Origin of the sequence: Serratia montpellierensis, assembly GCF_020858655.1 — a bacterium.
Lineage (GTDB): Bacteria > Pseudomonadota > Gammaproteobacteria > Enterobacterales > Enterobacteriaceae > Serratia > Serratia montpellierensis.
The window spans coordinates 677,468-695,044 of sequence record NZ_VOSN01000005.1; the positions used below are offsets into that span (position 1 = coordinate 677,468).

The following is a 17,577-nucleotide window of genomic DNA, read 5'->3' on the forward strand; positions in this document are numbered from 1 at the left end:
CATAGAAAGAAAGAAGGCCATTTTCTGGAGACGCCATGTCCGCTGCGTTGATTATCATCGACCTGATCGAGGATCTGATCGGGCCCAAAGGGCGCGCCAACCACTGCCGCGAACAGGTGCTGGCGACCCACCTGCTCGCCAACGTCAATGCCGCCGCGGCCTACGCCCGGGTGCGAAAAATCCCGGTGATTTGGGTGCGGGTGGGATTCGCCGACGATTATCATGACATCCCGCCCCACTCGCCGCTGTTCAACCATTTGAAACAGATAGGCGCGCTGCGGCTTAACAGCCCGGGCTGCCGCTGGATGCCCGACCTGCATCAGGAAGAGAGCGATCTGCTGTTTGAAAAAACGGCGGTCAGCGCCTTCTCCGGTAACAATTTGTTAGCCTGGCTGCGGCAGCATCGGTGCCATCATCTGCTGCTGGCGGGCGTCAGCACGCCGCTCGCCATCGAGAGCACCGCGCGTCAGGCGCACGACGCCGGCTTTCAGGTGACCGTGCTGCACGACCTGTGCGCGGCCCCCACGCAGGAAATCCACCAACAAAGCCTCGATACCTTGCAAAATCTGGCCGAAATCACCCGTTCGCAGGCCTGGATGAAAGGCTGACCCGCGTTGTCGCCGGTCGTGTGGGCCGGCATCATGCACAAATCCGTCACTGCCCCGACCTTTAGCGTCATTTGGGTGTGCTACTATCCGCTTTAGCGCTCAATTTCGCCATCATCGCACGCCGCAAAGGCGCTGAGCGCCGTGTACATATTTTAAAGGGACATATTATGTGGGGCGTACTGGCTGCTTCGTTATTTTTCTTGCCGTTTAATCGGCTGATAGCCTGGGTGATCCTGGCTGCCTCGGCAGGCATGGGGCTGTATCATGGGGTACTGACGCCGCTCAGCCTGAGTTATCTGCTGGCGATCGTAGCGTTGGCCGGGCTGCGTCACCATTTTCGCGCGCAGCGTAATCTGGCGATCGCGTTCGAAGGGTTGGTGGTCGCCGGCTGCATCGCGCTGTTCTTGCATCTGGTGCCGGGCATCCACAACCAGCTGATGATCGACGGCGAGAAAGCCGGCCCGCTCAGCGCGCCGTTCACCATGTATTACAATTTCGACAAGGCGATGGTGCCCTTCCTGCTGTTCGCCTGCTTGCCCACGCTGTTCAGAACCGATAAAGCGGAAAAAAGCGTCGCCTCGGGTTCCTGGATCGCATTGATCATCAGCGTACCGGCGCTGCTGCTGCTGGCCGTGGCGCTGGGCGGTTTAAAAATCGAACTGCATGCGCCCGCCTGGATGCTGCCATTCGTGATGGCGAACCTGTTCTTCGTCTGCATGGCCGAAGAAGCGCTGTTTCGCGGCTACCTGCAACAGCGCCTCAGCCAATGGCTGGGGGCCTGGCCGGCGCTGATCGTCGCCGCCCTGGTGTTCGGCGCCGCGCATTTGGCCGGTGGCATGCTGATGGTGATCTTCGCGACGCTGGCCGGCGTGATCTACGGCCTGGCATGGATGTGGAGCGGCCGCCTGTGGGTGCCGATTCTGTTCCATTTCGGGCTTAACCTGACCCATCTGCTGTTCTTCACCTACCCGCTGTATCAGCACCCCTGACGGCTGACGCCGGCAGAGAGCCCCTCTCTGCCGGTTGGCCAGGTGAAAACGCTATCACCGGCAGCTCACCGCAATCCCCTCAATCACGTAGCCACCGGCTCATCTCCGGCCATTCGTCGCTTTTCAATGAAGTGTAAACGATTCCATTTTTCGCGTTAGATCACCTTTTTATCGCCGCGGGCATGCTATCTTTTTGCGCAATGACCTCTCCCTGTCCAGTGACGGGCGTATCAAGGCGGTAATTGGAAGCGATTACACCTTCGTCGACGTCAAGAAAGGAACCGTATGACGGAATTTAACCCTATCGACCACCCACACCGCCGCTACAACCCGCTGAGCGGCCAGTGGGTGCTGGTCTCACCGCACCGCGCCAAGCGCCCCTGGCAGGGCCAACAAGAGGCCATCCCCACGGAAACGCTGCCGGCGCACGATCCCGACTGTTTCCTGTGCCCGGGCAACGCGCGCGTCACCGGCGATCGCAATCCGGATTATCACGGCACCTACGTTTTCACCAACGATTTCGCCGCGCTGATGAGCGATACGCCGCCGGCACCCGACAGCCAGGATCCGCTGATGCGCAGTCAGAGCGCGCGCGGCGTCAGCCGGGTGATCTGCTTCTCTCCCGATCACAGCAAGACCCTGCCCGAATTGCCGCTGCCGGCGCTGGAGCAGGTGGTCGCCGCCTGGCAGGCGCAAACCGATGAGCTGGGCAGGCAGTACCCCTGGGTGCAGCTGTTCGAAAACAAAGGTGCGGCGATGGGCTGCTCCAACCCGCACCCGCACGGGCAGGTCTGGGCCAACAGTTTTTTGCCGAACGAGGCCGAGCGCGAAGATCGCCTGCAGCACGACTATTTCCGGGAACACGCCTCCCCGCTGCTGCTGGACTATGCGCGGCGCGAGCTGGCCGCCGGCGAACGCGTCGTGGTGAACACCGAACACTGGCTGGCGGTGGTGCCCTACTGGGCCGCCTGGCCGTTTGAAACGCTGCTGCTGCCGAAAGCGGCGGTGCAGCGCATTACCGATCTCAGCGCGGCACAAAGCCAAGATCTGGCGCTGGCGCTGAAGAAGCTGACCAGCCGCTACGACAACCTGTTCCTGTGCTCCTTCCCCTATTCGATGGGATGGCACGGTGCGCCGTTCAACGGTGCCGACAATCGACACTGGCAGCTGCACGCCCATTTCTACCCGCCGCTGCTGCGTTCAGCCAGCGTGCGCAAATTTATGGTCGGTTACGAGATGCTGGCGGAAACCCAGCGCGACCTGACCGCCGAACAGGCCGCAGAGCGTCTGCGCGCCGTCAGCGATATTCATTACCGTGAAGCCGGAGCCCAAGCATGAGCCTGAAACCGCTTACCCATTCTCTGTTTACCGAGCACTTCGGCTACGCGCCGGCGTTGACCATCCAGGCGCCGGGGCGGGTGAACCTGATCGGCGAGCATACCGATTACAACGACGGCTTCGTTCTGCCCTGCGCCATCGATTATCAAACCGTTATCGCCTGCGCCAAACGCGACGACCGCCAGATCCGTGTACTCGCCGCCGATTATCAGAATCAGCAGGATCAATTCTCGCTCGACGATCCGATCGTCAACCATCCCGATCAGCGCTGGTCCGACTATGTGCGCGGCGTGGTGAAGCACCTTCAGCGCCGCAACGCCGACTTCGGCGGCGCGGATCTGGTGATCGCCGGTAATGTGCCGCAAGGGGCGGGGCTCAGTTCCTCCGCCGCACTGGAAGTGGCGGTGGGCCAGGCGCTGCAGGCGCTCTATCAGCTGCCGCTGGACGGCGTGGCGCTGGCGCTGAACGGCCAGGAGGCGGAGAACCAATTCGTCGGCTGCAATTGCGGCATCATGGATCAGCTGATCTCCGCGCTCGGCCGGCGCGACAGCGCTCTGCTGATCGACTGCCGCTCGCTGGAAACCCGTGCGGTGCCGATGCCGGATAGCGTCGCGGTGGTGATCATCAACTCCAATGTGCAACGCGGGCTGGTGGACAGCGAGTACAACACCCGACGCAAACAGTGCGAAGAGGCGGCGCGGTTCTTCGGCGTCAAGGCGCTGCGTGACGTCAGCGCCGAACAGTTTGAAGCCCGTCAACATCAGCTCGATCCGTTAGTGGCCAAACGCGCGCGCCATGTTATCAGCGAGAACGCCCGCACGCTGGCGGCGGCCGACGCGCTGGCGGCCGGCGATCTGCAACGCATGGGCCGACTGATGGCGGAATCCCACGCCTCGATGCGCGATGACTTCGAAATCACCGTGCCGCCGATCGATAAGCTGGTCGAGATTGTCAAAGCGACGATCGGCCCACGCGGCGGCGTGCGCATGACCGGCGGCGGCTTTGGCGGCTGCATCGTCGCGCTGATGCCGCAGGATCTCGTGGAGACGGTGCGTGCCGCCGTGGCGCACGAGTATCCACGGCAAACCGACGGATTGCGGGAAACGTTTTATGTCTGCCAAGCTTCGCAAGGGGCCGGTACATGCTGACGGCAACCACGGCAGCGGCCCCCGATGGGCAACCTTATCAACTGACGCAGCTGCAAAACGCCGGCGGCATGACCGTCACTCTGATGGACTGGGGCGCCACCTGGCTGTCCGCCGTCTTGCCGCTCAAATCCGGCGAAAGGCGCGAGCTGCTGCTCGGCTGCCGCAGCCCGGCGGACTACCAACGTCAGGGCGCCTATCTGGGCGCCACCGTCGGCCGTTACGCCAACCGCATCGCCAACGCCAGTCTGCCCATCGACGGGAAACCCCATGCGCTGGCCGCCAATCAGGGCGCCCACCAGCTGCACGGCGGCCCCGACGGTTTCCATGCCCGCCGCTGGCGCCGGGTACAGCATGATGCACATCAGGTCTGCTATGCGTTGCATTCAGCAGAGGGCGATCAGGGTTTCCCGGGGAATCTCGACGTGCAGGTCTGCTACCGCCTGACCCCCGACAATCGCGTGGAAATCAGCTATCTGGCCCAGGTCGATCGCCCCTGCCCGGTCAACCTGACCAACCACGCCTATTTCAATCTGGACGGCGCAGGCACCGATGCCCGCGCCCAGCGGCTGCAGCTGTTCGCCGATCGCTATCTGCCCGTTGACGCCGAGGGCATTCCCTGTACCGGGCTGACGCCGGTGGACGGCAGCGGCATGGATTTTCGCCAGCCGAAAACGCTGCTGCAGGATTTTCTGCGCGACCGCGACCAGCAGCGGGTAAAAGGCTACGATCACGCTTTTCTGCTGCACCGCACCTGCGGCGCGCTGGAGTGCCCGGCGGCCCATTTATGGTCCGCCGACGGGCACGTGCAGATGAGCGTGTTCACCGATGCGCCCGCACTGCAACTCTACAGCGGCAATTATCTGGCCGGCACGCCGGCGCGCGACGGGGGCAGCTATGCCAACCACGCCGGTGTGGCGCTGGAGAGCGAGTTTTTGCCGGACAGCCCGCACCATCCCGAGTGGCCGCAGCCGGACTGTTGGCTGCAGCCGGGGAGCCGCTACCGCAGCGCCACGCATTATCAGTTTTATCCTATCTGACCCGCCACGCCCCTCGCCGCGCGGCCGGGGGCGATTTGTTATAAATGCTTACCTTTTAGCGCTAATCCCCCGCCGGCGCCCACCTTTCCTTATTCCAAAGCGCGCACTACACTCAGGCTACCGTGATAAGCACAACGCCTTGTGCAACGTCACAATTTTCGGCCGATGGCGGCCAATCAATAGCTGAAGGAACACCTATGCGTCTGATTACTGCACTTCCATTGCTGGCGGGCTTAATGCTGAGCACCAATCTGATGGCGGCCGACGCGACGACGGCGACAAAAACGCCTTCGCCGGCGCAGGCGGCCCAACAGAAACGCATGACCGATTGCAACCAACAGGCATCCACCAAGTCGCTGAAAGGCGCGGATCGCTCCACCTTTATGAGCACCTGCCTGAAATCTGAAGGCGCCGCCGCGACGGGCAAAACCCTGACGCCGCAGCAGCAGAAAATGAAAACCTGCAACGCCGACGCCAAGACCAAGAATCTGAAGGGCGACGCGCGTAAAACCTTCATGAGCAGCTGTCTGAAAAAATCGACCTGATTTCCCCCACGCCACGGCGCGTCCGACGCGATTTCGGCGCGCCGTTTCCCCCTCGCAGCGCCAGCCTGAACGATTCAGCTTTTTCCTTTCACCAGCCCTTACTTTGCGGCAAGAAATTGGCTATGGTTAGACACTATCGATTGCCGAGCCCCGGCCCGCGGCAATATAATGATTTTCGTTATCATTGAAATGTCAGATTATTAAGGAGTTAAGCTATGGCTGTAACTAAGCTGGTTCTGGTGCGTCACGGCGAAAGCCAGTGGAACCAAGAAAACCGCTTCACCGGTTGGTATGATGTTGATCTGTCCGACAAGGGCCGTACCGAAGCGAAAGCCGCAGGCAAGCTGTTGAAAGAAGAAGGTTTCACTTTCGACTTCGCTTACACCTCCGTACTGAAGCGCGCGATCCACACCCTGTGGAACATCCTCGACGAGCTGGATCAGGCCTGGTTGCCGACCGAAAAATCCTGGAAGCTGAACGAACGTCATTACGGCGCGCTGCAGGGTCTGAACAAAGCGGAAACCGCTGAAAAATACGGCGACGAGCAGGTGAAACAATGGCGTCGCGGCTTCGCGGTGACCCCACCTGAGCTGACCAAAGAAGACGAACGCTACCCTGGCCACGATCCGCGCTACGCCTCGCTGACCGAGCAAGAGCTGCCGCTGACCGAAAGCCTGGCGCTGACCATCGATCGCGTTATCCCTTACTGGGACGAAGAGATCCTGCCACGCATCAAGAGCGGCGAGCGCGTGATCGTTGCGGCGCACGGCAACTCGCTGCGCGCGCTGGTGAAATACCTGGATAACCTGAGCGAAGACGAAATCCTCGAGCTGAACATCCCAACCGGCGTGCCGTTGGTGTATGAGTTCGACGAGAACTTCAAGCCAACCAAACGTTACTACCTGGGTAACGCTGACGAGATCGCAGCAAAAGCGGCGGCCGTAGCGAACCAGGGTAAAGCGAAGTAATTTCGCCCGTTAACGAAAAAGCCCCCGGTTTTCGCCGGGGGCTTTTTTATTACTGCTGCGCCATCGCCTCGTTCACCGCCTCCAGCCGTTCCTGCATCGCCGGATGGGTGCTGAGCCAGGCCGGCAACGCCCAGTCATCGGCCTGTTCTCGTTCAGGCGCCTGTGCCAACGCGCGGTAGATCGCCGCCATTTCCGCCAGCGAACGCCCCTGGCGCTGCATCTGAGCGATGGCGAACGCATCCGCCTCGCGCTCCATCCCGCGGGAAAACTGCATCTCATTCACGAAGGACGCGGACTGCAGCAGCGTGTCGCCGATGCCGCTGACGTCGCCGGTCATCCACATCAGCGTCAAGGCCACCAGCGACGAACGCACCAGCATACGCATCGGGTGGCGATGAGCGTGATGCCCCATCTCATGCAGCATCACCGCCGCCAGCCCCTCGTCGTTTTTCGACAAGGCGACCAGACTATCGCTGAGCACCAGCGTACCGTCCGGCAACATAAAGGCGTTCGGCGCACCGGGCACCGCCATCAGCTTCAACGACAGCGGCGTGCGCTCCTGGCGCATCTCGGCCGGCATCACCTGCCGGAACAGCTGCTGCAATGCCTGCTGCCGCTCGGCCGGGAGTGCAGAAGGCTTGAAGCCGCTCTGGCTCAAAAACGTCTGCGTGTGTTCGCCCAGCGTCTGTTCCACCGAGGTAGGGATGTGCATGGCGATCTCGCTACTCGCCCACGGCAGCACAACGTAAACGTAGGCCACGACCGCCAGCAGCGTCATCAACAGCGCCAGAGCCACGCCGCGTTTGTGGCGTTCCAGGCGATGCACCCAGCCCGGCGAACGGCGCTGATAGAACCAGCGGCGAAACGCCGCGTCGTCGTCCGGCACAAAGCGCGCACCGTCCTTGAAGGTCAGCGTCAGCGGAATATTGCCCAGCGCCGCAGAGACGGTGATGTCAGCCAAGGGGATGTAACGTTGCTCATCCTGCCGCTGCAGCGTCACGCCCTCGCCGCTTTCGTTCACCAGCAGACGGGCCGCCTCACGTGCGGCCCGCCCCGGCAACTGATAGGCGCCCTCAAGGATCATCGGCGCCTCAGAAGCTGCCGCCCAGATCCAGCGCCTGCACCGCTTCTTCAGCCACCGCGCTGTTGGCGGTTTCCTGATGCGACGCGATGTCCAGCAATGCCAGATCGCCTTCAACCGCCGTGCACTCCGCCAGATAACGGGCGTGACGCACTTCCGCCACCGGCGCAGCAAAGCCGAGCGAGAACAGCGTGATCAGGGTATTGGTGATCAACAGCCCCATATACGGCAGGGTTTGCATGGAAGAACGCAGTTTGATGTTGCCGTTCAGCGTCGCCTGGTTATACAGATAGTTGCGTTGGGCGACGATCTGGTAGCTGCCGGCGATCAACGCGCCAACCAGCAACACCACCATCATCAGCAGCAGGCTGCCAATATTCTCCAACACCAGCAAGTCGGCGGTTTCATCCGTCAGTATGCCCATCAATACCATTTGGTACAGCGACAGTATGAACGACCCCATACATACCAGCGCCGCCAACATAAACGGCAGGAAAATGAGCAGGCCGATCAAGGCAAATTTGATAAAGGCCGACTTTTTCAGCTCGGCAATAAACGGCGTACGGCCGAAGAACAGATTATTAACGTACAGATCGTGCTGCAGCGCGCTAATAATACCGTTGACGGCGGCGAATGCCGGCACGGCCAACAGCAGCGTCAGCACCAGAATCAGGCCGATGGCGTTGATACTGTCAAAACCGCTGCCAATACTGAGCAAAATGATTAAGCCGACATAAAGCCCAATAATCAGTAATAGCGGGCAGAACAGTAGCGCCCAATAAGCACGCCCGGTGCGGCAAACATAATTAAAACGCACGCCGCGATAGCTCGACATAATCGCATTGTAGCGCCAGCTGCGAATCACCACCCATGGCAGCAGGGCAAGCAACGCCAGTAAGGCCAGCAGCCCCAGCAGTGGCGCCACCGCCAGCAGGATATAAAACACGATGATGCCACCGATCACCAACAGACGCCCTTTCAGAATTTGCAGCGGCTGCGCATGGTAATCGAAACGATCGCCGTCCAATTCCGTGTTGCCGTAAAAATAACGACGCCGACGCACCGTCGCCCAGGCGGAATAGATGCCCAGGGTCACAATGGTCAATAATGCATTGACTAACCAAATAGCGAAGTACTCGCCACCTTTCCCATGGAATTTAATCCGGTGCAGCCCCAGCGGCTGCGAGGTATTGCTTGTCATAATTCTTTCGTCCTGAAAGGAATAGGTCATACCACTCCCCACTTATTTTTCATGCGGGGTTTGTGGAATAAAAAAGCGTCTTATATAAGCACAATGCCATGAGCAGTGACAATTATTCTTTTATTAAATAGGAATAATGCGAAGGAGGTCGCTTAATGATTTCATTGGCCTATTAATTGTAAGCCTTATATTAACGGAAGATGGAGATAGAGAAATGCAATGACAAGGATAAAACAAGGGCCCGCTGCCGAGCCCTTGTCATTTTCGCGATTAACCGCGGCGCGCTTTCACCGCCGCCGCCAGATCGCGCAGCACGGTTTCGGTGTCCTGCCAGCCGATGCAGCCGTCGGTCACGCTCTTGCCGTAAACCAGCGGTTCGCCGCTTTCGAGGTTCTGGTTGCCTTCCACCAGGTGGCTTTCGATCATCACACCGATAATCGCTTTTTCACCGCCGCCAATTTGCCCGCAAACATCGGCGCTCACGTCCATCTGCTTTTTGAACTGTTTGCTGCTGTTGGCATGGCTGAAGTCGATCATCACCTGCGCCGGCAGCCCGGCTTTGCTCAGACCGGCTTTGACGTCCTTCACGTGCGCCGCGCTGTAGTTCGGCTCTTTGCCGCCGCGCAGGATAATGTGGCAGTCGCCGTTGCCGCTGGTGTTAACAATCGCCGAGTGGCCCCATTTGGTCACCGACAGGAAGCAGTGCGGCGCGCCGGCGGCGTTGATGGCGTCGATCGCCACCTTGATGGTGCCGTCGGTGCCGTTCTTGAAGCCGACCGGGCAAGAAAGGCCGGAAGCCAGCTCGCGGTGCACCTGCGATTCCGTGGTGCGCGCGCCGATGGCGCCCCAGCTCATCAGATCCGCCAGGTACTGCGGCGTGATCATGTCGAGGAATTCGCCGGCGGCCGGCAGGCCGCTGTCGTTAATCTCCACCAGCAGCTTGCGCGCCAGGCGCAGGCCGTCGTTGATGTTGAAGCTGTTGTCCATTTGCGGATCGTTGATCAGGCCTTTCCAGCCCACGGTGGTGCGCGGTTTTTCGAAGTACACGCGCATCACCACTTCCAGCTCGCCGCTCAGTTCTTCACGCAGCGCCAGCAGGCGCCCTGCATACTCTTTGGCGGCTTGGGTATCGTGAATAGAGCAAGGGCCAATCACCACCAGCAGGCGATCGTCACTGCCGCGGAGGATATTGTGAATTGCGCTGCGGGCCTGGGACACCGTCTTTGCTGCGCGTTCAGTGGCCGGGAATTTCTCCAGCAAAGCCACCGGCGGCAGGAGTTCCTTAATATCATTAATGCGTAAATCGTCGTTTTGGTAATTCATAGCTTTTCCATTCGGTATCGAGGGGTATTTCGCAGTGCGTAACGGTGTAGATCCCAACAATCTAGCCTGTGGGAATGGCGCTGTAAATCACCTTTGCCCCCCTCCGCTGGAACCGCCAAATTAACAGCAGATTGTGCTGTTTCATCAGGGGAGCGCAGAGCCTCCTTTTTCGCTATGCTAGCGATCGGAATATAAAGCGACCCGAGTTGAACATGCCCTCTCTGTTATTAGTTGATGACCACCCGGTGGTTCATGTCGCACTGGAAGCGGCGCTAATGAAATCATCCCGTCCCTACCGCCTGCAGGCGGCGCACGACGACGTTCAGGCGCTGGCCCTGCTGGCCGAGGCCGCTTTCGGCCTGGTGATCCTGGATATCGGCCTGCCGCAGGTCGACGGGCTGCAGCTGTTGAAAAAAATCCGCCGCCGCTACCCGCAACAACCGATCCTGATCTACACCGCGCAGGAGGCCGATGTCTATGCACGCATGGCGCACGCCGCCGGCGCCAACGGTTTCGTCAATAAAGGCAGCTCGCTGGCGCAGCTGGTGCAGGCGATCGAGCAGGTGCTGGACGGGGAAACCAGCTTCCCCGCCGCCGCGCTGGCCGAAGAGGCGCCGATGGCGGAAGGCGGGCTGCTCACCCCCAAGGAACTCGAAGTGCTGGGCTTGCTGAGCCAGGGCCTGTCCAACCTGCAGATCGCCGATCGGCTGCACATCAGCAACAAGACCGTCAGCACGCACAAGAAAAACATCCAGCGCAAGACCGGTGCCGGCAACCTGCTGGAGCTGGTGGCGGTGTTTAAAGAGCTGGCGCCATGATGCGCCGCGCCCTGCTGCTGCTGCTGCTGTGGTGCGGTCTGGCGCAGGCGGCAGAGCCGGTGCGCTATCAGCTGGTCAGCAATCTGAATACCCCCGATAACATGCTGATTGTCGGCGAGAAAAACCCCTGGCGCGACCGAACGCTGCGCATCGGCATCATCAGTGAGAACACCAGCCCATACAACATCATCGTGGACGACGATCTATACGGACTGAACGCCGATTACCTCGGCTACATTCAGCAGGTGACCGGCATCCGCTTTGCCATTTACGGCTTCGCCGACCTGACGCAGCTGGAGCAGGCGCTGCACGACGGTAAGGTCGATCTGCTGTACGGCATCCCGCAGAGCGAAGCGCTGCACGGGCTGGAGATCTCTCAGCCTTACTACGTCAGCAACCTGCGCGTATTGCGCGATCGCAGCAACGATCGGCCGGTGATGCTCAATTCCGCCAACGCCCGCGTCGCGATCGGCGCGCTGACCGACATGCAATCCGGCGGCGCCCTGCAGGCGGTGGCATCGCAGATCCAGCGCTACGACAACAACCTGCAGGCGGTCTACTCGCTGCTCAACGGCAGCAGCGACTACTTTATCGCCGACGAGGCCAGCGCCAGTTTTATCATCGATCAGCTGCAGCTCGGCCAGCTCTATCAGATTGAAAGCAACGAGAACCTGGGCAACCTCTCCTTTGTGTTCGCCGCCGCCGACCCGCGACTGATAGACACGCTGGACACCGCCATCGCCGACGCGCCGATGGAACTGATGAACGCCCTGCAGAGCCGCTGGAGCAAAAAAATCCCCAGCTACCTCGACACCGGCAATGCCGATCTGACGACGATGGAGAAAAACTGGGTGGCGAGCCACCGCGTGGTTTACTACGCCGCCATCGAGAACAACTTCCCGTTCGCCTACCGCGGTTCCGACGGCCAGCCGCGTGGCTACGCCATCGACATTCTCAACATCATCGCGCAAAACACCGGGCTGCGTTTCGCGCCGCTGTGGGCGCGCAACGCCGAGCAGGCCGATGAGTTGGTGCAGTCCGGCCAGGCCAGCTTCCGCGCCGCCCTGCCGCTGGCGCGCGGCGTCAAGGCGCGCTACGGCGCCAGCATGCCGATCCACCGTTCGCTGTGGGGCGTTTACGTCGGCCAATACGCCAACGGCATCTCGACCTGGAGCGATTTGGCCGGTAAGCGCATCGGCGTGTTGCAGGGCGATTTGGCGCAGGGGCTGGTGCCGGAACGGGAACCAACCATCAGCTTCGCCGACAGCAAGTCGATGTATGATGCGCTGGCCAACGGCCAGTTGGATGCGCTGGTGGATAACGTTATCTCCGCCAACTTTTTGGCGCTGTCGCGCTATTCCGGCGCCATCAAGCTGGCCTTTGCCGCCAACAACATCCCCTACCCGGTGGCCTTCGGCGTGCGCCGCGATCAACCTCTTCTGTTGGCCATCCTCGATAAGAACCTGATGCAGATCCCGGCGGACACCCTACAATCGCTGCGCGACGAGTGGATCGTCGATCGCAGCAATCTGATCGACGCGGTAAACGACAACCGCATGCCGCCGCAGACCACCTGGCTGCTGGCGCTGCTGGCCGCCGCCACCGTGCTGCTGCTGGCGTTGACGCTGCGCCGTTTCATGCTGCAGCGCCGTGAAAAACGCGAACGCGAAGAGCTCGAGCACGCGCGCCGTCGCGCCGAGGCGGAAAACCGCATGAAGAGTAAATTCCTCGCCACCGTCAGCCACGAATTACGCACGCCGATGCACGCCATCCTCGGCCTGCTGGAGCTGGAGCTTAAACGCCAACCTGCGCCGGAAGGGCTGCCGGTGATATACAGCTCGGCCTCTTCGCTGCTCAACCTGCTCAACGACCTGCAGGATCACGCCAGGCTGGAAACCGGTTCGCTGACGCTGGCGCCGAAACCGGTGGCGCTGCGCCCCTGGGTAGCGCGCATCGACGCCCTTTACCGGCCGCTGATCGGCGAGCGGCCGTTGACGCTGAGCGTGCTGGCGGATCCGGCGCTGCCGGAGGGGGTGATTATTGATGGTGAGCGTTTACTTCAGGTAACTAACAACTTGATAAACAACGCGATAAAGTTCACGCCGCGCGGCGCCATTCAGGTCGAGGTCGGCTGGCACGCGCAGAATGATCGACAGAGAGAATTGCATCTGACGGTGAACGACAGCGGCTGCGGCATCGCCGCCGATGAAATAGACAAGCTGTTCCAACCGTTTTACCGCGCGCGCGGCGCGCAACGCATCTCGGTGCAGGGCACCGGTTTAGGGCTGTCTATCTGCAAAGAGATCGTCGAACAAATGGGCGGCCGCATCGAGCTGCGGTCGCAGCCGGGCGTCGGCACCCGCGTCGAGGTCACGGTACCGGTCGAGCTGAGCGGTACCGCGCCGGCTGTCACCCCGGAGGAGCATACCTTTGCTCTGCCGTCTTCCGCCTTGCGTACCGCGCTGATCGACGATCACCCCACCAATTTGTTGCTGCTGGAACGCCAGTTGCGCCACTTCGGGCTGCAGCCCGCCCGCTTCGAGCAAGGCTATGCGCTGCTGAAGGCCCAGCGCCGGCAGCCGTTCGATCTGCTGTTTATTGACTATAACATGCCGCGTCCGGACGGCCTGACGCTGGCCAGGCTGATCCGCCGCGACGAACAGCGGCTGCGGCGCCCGCCTTGCCGCATCGTGCTCTGCTCGGCAGACGTGCAGGAGTTTACCCGCATCCCGCCAGGGCTGGTGGCGATCGACCACTTCCTGACCAAACCGATTTCACTGGCGGCGATCGGCCAGGTATTGGCTCAGCAACCGCAGGCTCAGGAAGAAAAGTCAGTCCTTACTGACCTGCGACAAACGCTGGCCGAAATGGCAGGTGGCGATCGCGCCATGCTGCAGCGGCTGGCGCAGACGCTCGGCGATACGCTGCGGCAAGACCGGCAGCGACTCGCGGATGCCGTCGCCGCGAGCGACTGGCCACAGCTGGAGCAGGCGGCGCACCGCATCAAGGGCAGTCTGCTGATGCTGCAGCTGCCGGAAGCTGCGCAGCTGTGCCAGCAGCTGGTGGATACCGCACGTCGGGGTGAGCTTGCCGCCGCCGCTTATACTAAATTAAAGGCGTTAGTGGCGCAGATAGTGCCGGAGCTGGACGCTCTGCTCACCGCCGCCCCCTCTTTCGCTATGCATAAGGATGAATAATGTCGGACACTCCACACGTACACTTGCCGAAAGACAGTAATAGTAAACGCCTACTGACCGCTTTTTTAGTCACCGCGGTCTTTATGGTGGCCGAGGTGGTCGGCGGCCTGTTGTCCGGCTCGCTGGCGCTGTTGGCCGATGCCGGCCACATGCTGACCGATGCCGCCGCGCTGCTGGTGGCGCTGATGGCGGTACATTTCTCCCAGCGCAAGCCCAACGCGCGCCATACCTTCGGCTATCTGCGTCTCACTACCCTGGCGGCCTTCCTCAACGCCGCGGCGCTGCTGGTGATCGTGGTATTCATCCTGTGGGAGGCGATACGGCGTTTCTTCGAACCACAGCCGGTGATGGGTGCCCCGATGCTGATCATCGCCATAGCGGGGCTGCTGGCGAACCTGTTCGCCTTCTGGTTGCTGCATCGCGGCAGCGAAGAGAAAAATATCAACGTGCGCGCCGCCGCGTTGCATGTTCTGGGCGATCTGCTCGGTTCGGTGGGCGCCATCGTCGCCGCCATCGTCATTCTTGCCACCGGCTGGACGCCGATTGACCCGATCCTGTCGGTACTGGTCTCCTGTCTGGTGCTGCGCAGCGCCTGGCGACTGCTGAAGGAGAGTTTCCACGAACTGTTGGAAGGCACGCCGCAGGAGATCGACATCGCCAAGCTGCAAAAAGACCTGTGCCTGAATATCCCGGAAGTGCGCAACATCCACCACGTACACGTCTGGCAGATCGGCGACCAGAAGCTGATGACGCTGCATGCGCAGGTGATCCCGCCGCATGACCACGATGGGCTGTTGCAACGCATTCAGGCTTATCTGTTGGAACACTACAAGATTGGCCACGTGACCATTCAGATGGAGTACCAGCACTGCGAGACGCCGGACTGCGGTATCAACCGGGCGCCGGAGCCGAGTGAACACTCACATGCCGAAGCGCATTCCCATCTGGGACATCGTCACTAAGCCAAGAGGGCGCCACCACGGCGCCCTCTGCGTTGTTACGGTGTGGAAGAGAGCGGATTGGAACGGTTGCGCCCGGCGCTCTTAATCCACAGCCAGGAGCCGTTGAGGGCGATCAGCGTCAGAATGACGTACTCCAGCGCCATCGCGTACACCCCTTGGTAGGCGAAGATCGCCACGCTGATGACATCGATAACCACCCACAGCAGCCAGTTTTCCACGTATTTGCGCGTCATCAGGATCATCGCCACGATGGAGAGCACCATCATCGCCGAATCCCAAAACGGGAACGCGTCCGGCTGCAGCTCAGGCATCTGCACGTTCAGCCCCAGCCCTTGCATCACCGCCACCGCAACCTGCGTCAGCCAGGCGAACACGCGGTCGATGTTAAAGGTCATCAGGCCGATGCCGATGACGCAGACCGCCGCCCAGGCCAACGCTTTCGGCAGCGGCAGCCAGCGGATCTGCAGCTCAGCCTGATTATCCTGGGTCTGGCGGCTCCAGGCATACCAACCGTAAATGTTGGCACCGAAGAAGAACAGCTGCAGCAGCAGGCTGGCGTACAGCTGGATCTGGAAGAAAATCACCGCGAACAGCGTGACGTTGATCAGGCCGAACAGGTAGTTGATGATTTTTTCCTTGCTGGCATACCAGATGCACAGCAACCCGAACAATGTGCCGATAGCTTCGATCCACGACAGATCGTAACCGCCTGCGCCCAGCGGAATGTGCACCAGAATATTGCTGGTACTGAAGAAGCTCATGAGGTCATCCTTTTAAACGGTTAAGCGTTGCCTTTAACCTGCATCTTAAGCTGAGCGGCGAAATCCAGCATGCGATTCAGCGGCACCAGTGCCTTCTCACGCAGCGCGGCGTCCACGTGGATCTCATGCTGCGCGCCCCCTTGCTCCAGCCCTTCGGCAATTGCCTTCAGGCCATTCATCGCCATCCACGGGCAATGCGCGCAGCTGCGGCAGGTCGCCCCTTCTCCGGCGGTCGGTGCTTCGAACAACTCCTTGTCCGGGCAGGCCTGCTGCATCTTGTAAAAGATACCGCGATCGGTGGCGACAATCAGCTGTTGATGCGGCAATGTTTTCGCCGCCTGAATCAGTTGGCTGGTAGACCCCACCGCATCCGCCAGCTCGACCACCGCCTGAGGCGATTCGGGATGTACCAGGATCGCCGCCTGCGGATAAAGCGCCTTCATACGCCGCAGCGCCTGGGTCTTGAACTCGTCATGCACAATGCAGGCGCCTTGCCAGCACAGCACGTCGGCACCGGTCTGCTTTTGCACGTAGCTGCCGAGATGGCGATCCGGCGCCCAAATGATCTTCTCGCCCAGGCTGTCCAGGTGTTCGATCAGCTCAACGGCGATGCTGGAAGTGACTACCCAGTCGGCGCGCGCTTTAACCGCCGCCGAGGTGTTCGCATAGACCACCACGGTACGATCGGGATGGCTGTCGCAAAACGCCTGAAACTCCTCTTCCGGGCAGCCTAGATCCAGCGAACATTCGGCAAACAGCGTCGGCATCAGCACCTGCTTTTCCGGGCTGAGGATTTTGGCGGTTTCCCCCATGAAACGCACGCCGGCCACCAACAGTGTAGAAGCCGGATGAGCGCTGCCGAAGCGCGCCATTTCCAGCGAATCCGCCACGCAGCCGCCGGTTTCTTCCGCCAGCGCCTGAATTTCCGGATCGGTATAATAGTGGGCGACCATCACCGCATTGCGCTGCTTGAGCAGGGTTTTGATCTTCTCGCGATAAAAGGCTTTTTCGGCTACGTCCAGCGGTACCGGTTTAGGCGGGAAGGGATACACCGCCGCATTGACATCAAACATTTCACTCATCGCTGCAATCTCATGCTAGGCTGGGCGCCTGCCGCGTGAATATCGCCTGCCGCAACGCCCTTCGTTTTATATACTAAACAAAATACCTAAAACTGCGCGAAAAGTCCGCTGATATTTTCATATTTGCGCACCTATTGTTTAATGAATTAAAAAAACAGGCGTTACCGCGCAGTTCACAGCGAATTAACAGCCTGGCGAGAACGTATAGCCGTTCAGAAAAGAGCGGGATGACGATCGGTGTGGTATTGAAACGAGAAAGCAGCGGATTTAGATTGCGATGACGCAGATGCGAAAAAAGCGCCAAAAGGCGCTTTTTTCTGAATGGGTGGGTCGTGCAGGATTGATTCGGCCTGTGGCCTCACCCTGCGGGCAACGCTGCGCGTTGTCGTATCGCTGCGTGATGCTCGAACCTGAACGCAGGATCTCACCCGCACGACTCGGTGAACTATGTTAGCGAGAAGATGAGGTCAGGTTTGGATGTTACAAAAACGAAAAAAGCGCCAAAAGGCGCTTTTTTCT

General features: G+C 60.5%; 15 protein-coding genes and 1 other RNA gene. 10 read left to right on the plus strand and 6 right to left on the minus strand.

Annotated elements, in window-relative coordinates; translation table 11 throughout:
* The first annotated feature begins 35 nt into the window (after positions 1 to 35).
* The 7 genes from FUU19_RS08640 to gpmA all read left to right on the plus strand — a co-directional run bounded on the left by FUU19_RS08640 (position 36) and on the right by gpmA (position 6,633).
* A complete protein-coding gene (locus FUU19_RS08640; protein ID WP_060432608.1) occupies positions 36 to 608 on the plus strand; it encodes a cysteine hydrolase family protein in 573 nt (190 codons plus the stop codon).
* 167 nt (positions 609 to 775) lie between these two features.
* On the plus strand, positions 776 to 1,597 hold the full coding sequence (locus tag FUU19_RS08645; protein ID WP_141970343.1) for a CPBP family intramembrane glutamic endopeptidase: 822 nt from the start codon (positions 776 to 778) through the stop codon (positions 1,595 to 1,597).
* Positions 1,598 to 1,882: 285 nt separating this feature from the next.
* Positions 1,883 to 2,935 (plus strand): galactose-1-phosphate uridylyltransferase, encoded by a 1,053-nt coding sequence (galT, locus tag FUU19_RS08650; protein ID WP_230490129.1) that lies wholly within the window; start codon positions 1,883 to 1,885, stop codon positions 2,933 to 2,935.
* Positions 2,932 to 4,083, plus strand: coding sequence for a galactokinase (gene galK, locus FUU19_RS08655; RefSeq protein ID WP_202669092.1), 1,152 nt, complete (start codon positions 2,932 to 2,934; stop codon positions 4,081 to 4,083). Before galT ends, galK begins: the two co-directional genes overlap by 4 nt.
* Positions 4,077 to 5,120 carry a galactose-1-epimerase gene (galM, locus tag FUU19_RS08660; protein WP_202669091.1) on the plus strand — a complete coding sequence of 348 codons (1,044 nt, stop codon included), beginning with the start codon at positions 4,077 to 4,079 and terminating at the stop codon, positions 5,118 to 5,120. The genes galK and galM overlap by 7 nt, the downstream gene beginning before the upstream one ends.
* Before the next feature lie 197 nt (positions 5,121 to 5,317).
* On the plus strand, positions 5,318 to 5,665 hold the full coding sequence (locus tag FUU19_RS08665) for a PsiF family protein (protein ID WP_230490128.1): 348 nt from the start codon (positions 5,318 to 5,320) through the stop codon (positions 5,663 to 5,665).
* 215 nt (positions 5,666 to 5,880) lie between these two features.
* Positions 5,881 to 6,633: a 2,3-diphosphoglycerate-dependent phosphoglycerate mutase gene (gene gpmA, locus FUU19_RS08670; protein ID WP_004939834.1), complete on the plus strand. Its 753-nt coding sequence runs from the start codon at positions 5,881 to 5,883 to the stop codon at positions 6,631 to 6,633.
* A 49-nt stretch (positions 6,634 to 6,682) separates the two neighbouring features.
* On the opposite strand, the gene FUU19_RS08675 is transcribed toward gpmA, so the two are convergent.
* From FUU19_RS08675 to aroG, 3 genes are all read right to left on the minus strand, one after another.
* Positions 6,683 to 7,717 (minus strand): M48 family metallopeptidase, encoded by a 1,035-nt coding sequence (locus FUU19_RS08675; RefSeq protein ID WP_230490127.1) that lies wholly within the window; start codon positions 7,715 to 7,717, stop codon positions 6,683 to 6,685.
* Between the two features lie 7 nt (positions 7,718 to 7,724).
* Positions 7,725 to 8,915, minus strand: coding sequence for a YjgN family protein (locus FUU19_RS08680; protein WP_230490126.1), 1,191 nt, complete (start codon positions 8,913 to 8,915; stop codon positions 7,725 to 7,727).
* A 270-nt stretch (positions 8,916 to 9,185) separates the two neighbouring features.
* The gene (gene aroG, locus FUU19_RS08685; protein ID WP_141970355.1) at positions 9,186 to 10,238 is read right to left on the minus strand and encodes a 3-deoxy-7-phosphoheptulonate synthase AroG; all 1,053 of its coding nucleotides are present in this window, start codon (positions 10,236 to 10,238) and stop codon (positions 9,186 to 9,188) included.
* Between the two features lie 212 nt (positions 10,239 to 10,450).
* Between aroG and FUU19_RS08690 the strand changes: the two genes are divergently transcribed.
* Genes FUU19_RS08690 through zitB form a run of 3 tightly spaced genes read left to right on the plus strand, consistent with a single transcriptional unit; the run spans position 10,451 to position 15,215 of the window.
* Positions 10,451 to 11,056 carry a response regulator gene (locus FUU19_RS08690; protein ID WP_141970357.1) on the plus strand — a complete coding sequence of 202 codons (606 nt, stop codon included), beginning with the start codon at positions 10,451 to 10,453 and terminating at the stop codon, positions 11,054 to 11,056.
* On the plus strand, positions 11,053 to 14,253 hold the full coding sequence (locus FUU19_RS08695; protein WP_230507109.1) for an ATP-binding protein: 3,201 nt from the start codon (positions 11,053 to 11,055) through the stop codon (positions 14,251 to 14,253). The genes FUU19_RS08690 and FUU19_RS08695 overlap by 4 nt, the downstream gene beginning before the upstream one ends.
* A complete protein-coding gene (zitB, locus tag FUU19_RS08700; protein ID WP_230490124.1) occupies positions 14,253 to 15,215 on the plus strand; it encodes a CDF family zinc transporter ZitB in 963 nt (320 codons plus the stop codon). Before FUU19_RS08695 ends, zitB begins: the two co-directional genes overlap by 1 nt.
* A 35-nt stretch (positions 15,216 to 15,250) precedes the next feature.
* Here zitB and pnuC read toward each other — a convergent pair whose 3' ends face one another.
* The 3 genes from pnuC to FUU19_RS08715 all read right to left on the minus strand — a co-directional run bounded on the left by pnuC (position 15,251) and on the right by FUU19_RS08715 (position 17,506).
* Positions 15,251 to 15,976: a nicotinamide riboside transporter PnuC gene (gene pnuC, locus FUU19_RS08705; RefSeq protein ID WP_089180632.1), complete on the minus strand. Its 726-nt coding sequence runs from the start codon at positions 15,974 to 15,976 to the stop codon at positions 15,251 to 15,253.
* A 20-nt stretch (positions 15,977 to 15,996) separates the two neighbouring features.
* Positions 15,997 to 17,058 carry a quinolinate synthase NadA gene (gene nadA, locus FUU19_RS08710; protein WP_141970363.1) on the minus strand — a complete coding sequence of 354 codons (1,062 nt, stop codon included), beginning with the start codon at positions 17,056 to 17,058 and terminating at the stop codon, positions 15,997 to 15,999.
* A gap of 323 nt (positions 17,059 to 17,381) precedes the next feature.
* A non-coding RNA gene (locus FUU19_RS08715) (RtT sRNA) lies at positions 17,382 to 17,506 on the minus strand.
* Positions 17,507 to 17,577: the final 71 nt, after the last annotated feature.

Coding starts and splice junctions, on each gene's coding strand:
- FUU19_RS08675 (WP_230490127.1), bottom strand. CDS start 7,717: ATGATCCTTGAGGGCGCCTATCAGTTGCCGGGGCGGGCCGCACGTGAG.
- galK (WP_202669092.1), top strand. CDS start 2,932: ATGAGCCTGAAACCGCTTACCCATTCTCTGTTTACCGAGCACTTCGGC.
- gpmA (WP_004939834.1), top strand. CDS start 5,881: ATGGCTGTAACTAAGCTGGTTCTGGTGCGTCACGGCGAAAGCCAGTGG.
- galM (WP_202669091.1), top strand. CDS start 4,077: ATGCTGACGGCAACCACGGCAGCGGCCCCCGATGGGCAACCTTATCAA.
- zitB (WP_230490124.1), top strand. CDS start 14,253: ATGTCGGACACTCCACACGTACACTTGCCGAAAGACAGTAATAGTAAA.
- FUU19_RS08695 (WP_230507109.1), top strand. CDS start 11,053: ATGATGCGCCGCGCCCTGCTGCTGCTGCTGCTGTGGTGCGGTCTGGCG.
- FUU19_RS08645 (WP_141970343.1), top strand. CDS start 776: ATGTGGGGCGTACTGGCTGCTTCGTTATTTTTCTTGCCGTTTAATCGG.
- galT (WP_230490129.1), top strand. CDS start 1,883: ATGACGGAATTTAACCCTATCGACCACCCACACCGCCGCTACAACCCG.
- pnuC (WP_089180632.1), bottom strand. CDS start 15,976: ATGAGCTTCTTCAGTACCAGCAATATTCTGGTGCACATTCCGCTGGGC.
- nadA (WP_141970363.1), bottom strand. CDS start 17,058: ATGAGTGAAATGTTTGATGTCAATGCGGCGGTGTATCCCTTCCCGCCT.
- FUU19_RS08680 (WP_230490126.1), bottom strand. CDS start 8,915: ATGACAAGCAATACCTCGCAGCCGCTGGGGCTGCACCGGATTAAATTC.
- aroG (WP_141970355.1), bottom strand. CDS start 10,238: ATGAATTACCAAAACGACGATTTACGCATTAATGATATTAAGGAACTC.
- FUU19_RS08640 (WP_060432608.1), top strand. CDS start 36: ATGTCCGCTGCGTTGATTATCATCGACCTGATCGAGGATCTGATCGGG.
- FUU19_RS08665 (WP_230490128.1), top strand. CDS start 5,318: ATGCGTCTGATTACTGCACTTCCATTGCTGGCGGGCTTAATGCTGAGC.
- FUU19_RS08690 (WP_141970357.1), top strand. CDS start 10,451: ATGCCCTCTCTGTTATTAGTTGATGACCACCCGGTGGTTCATGTCGCA.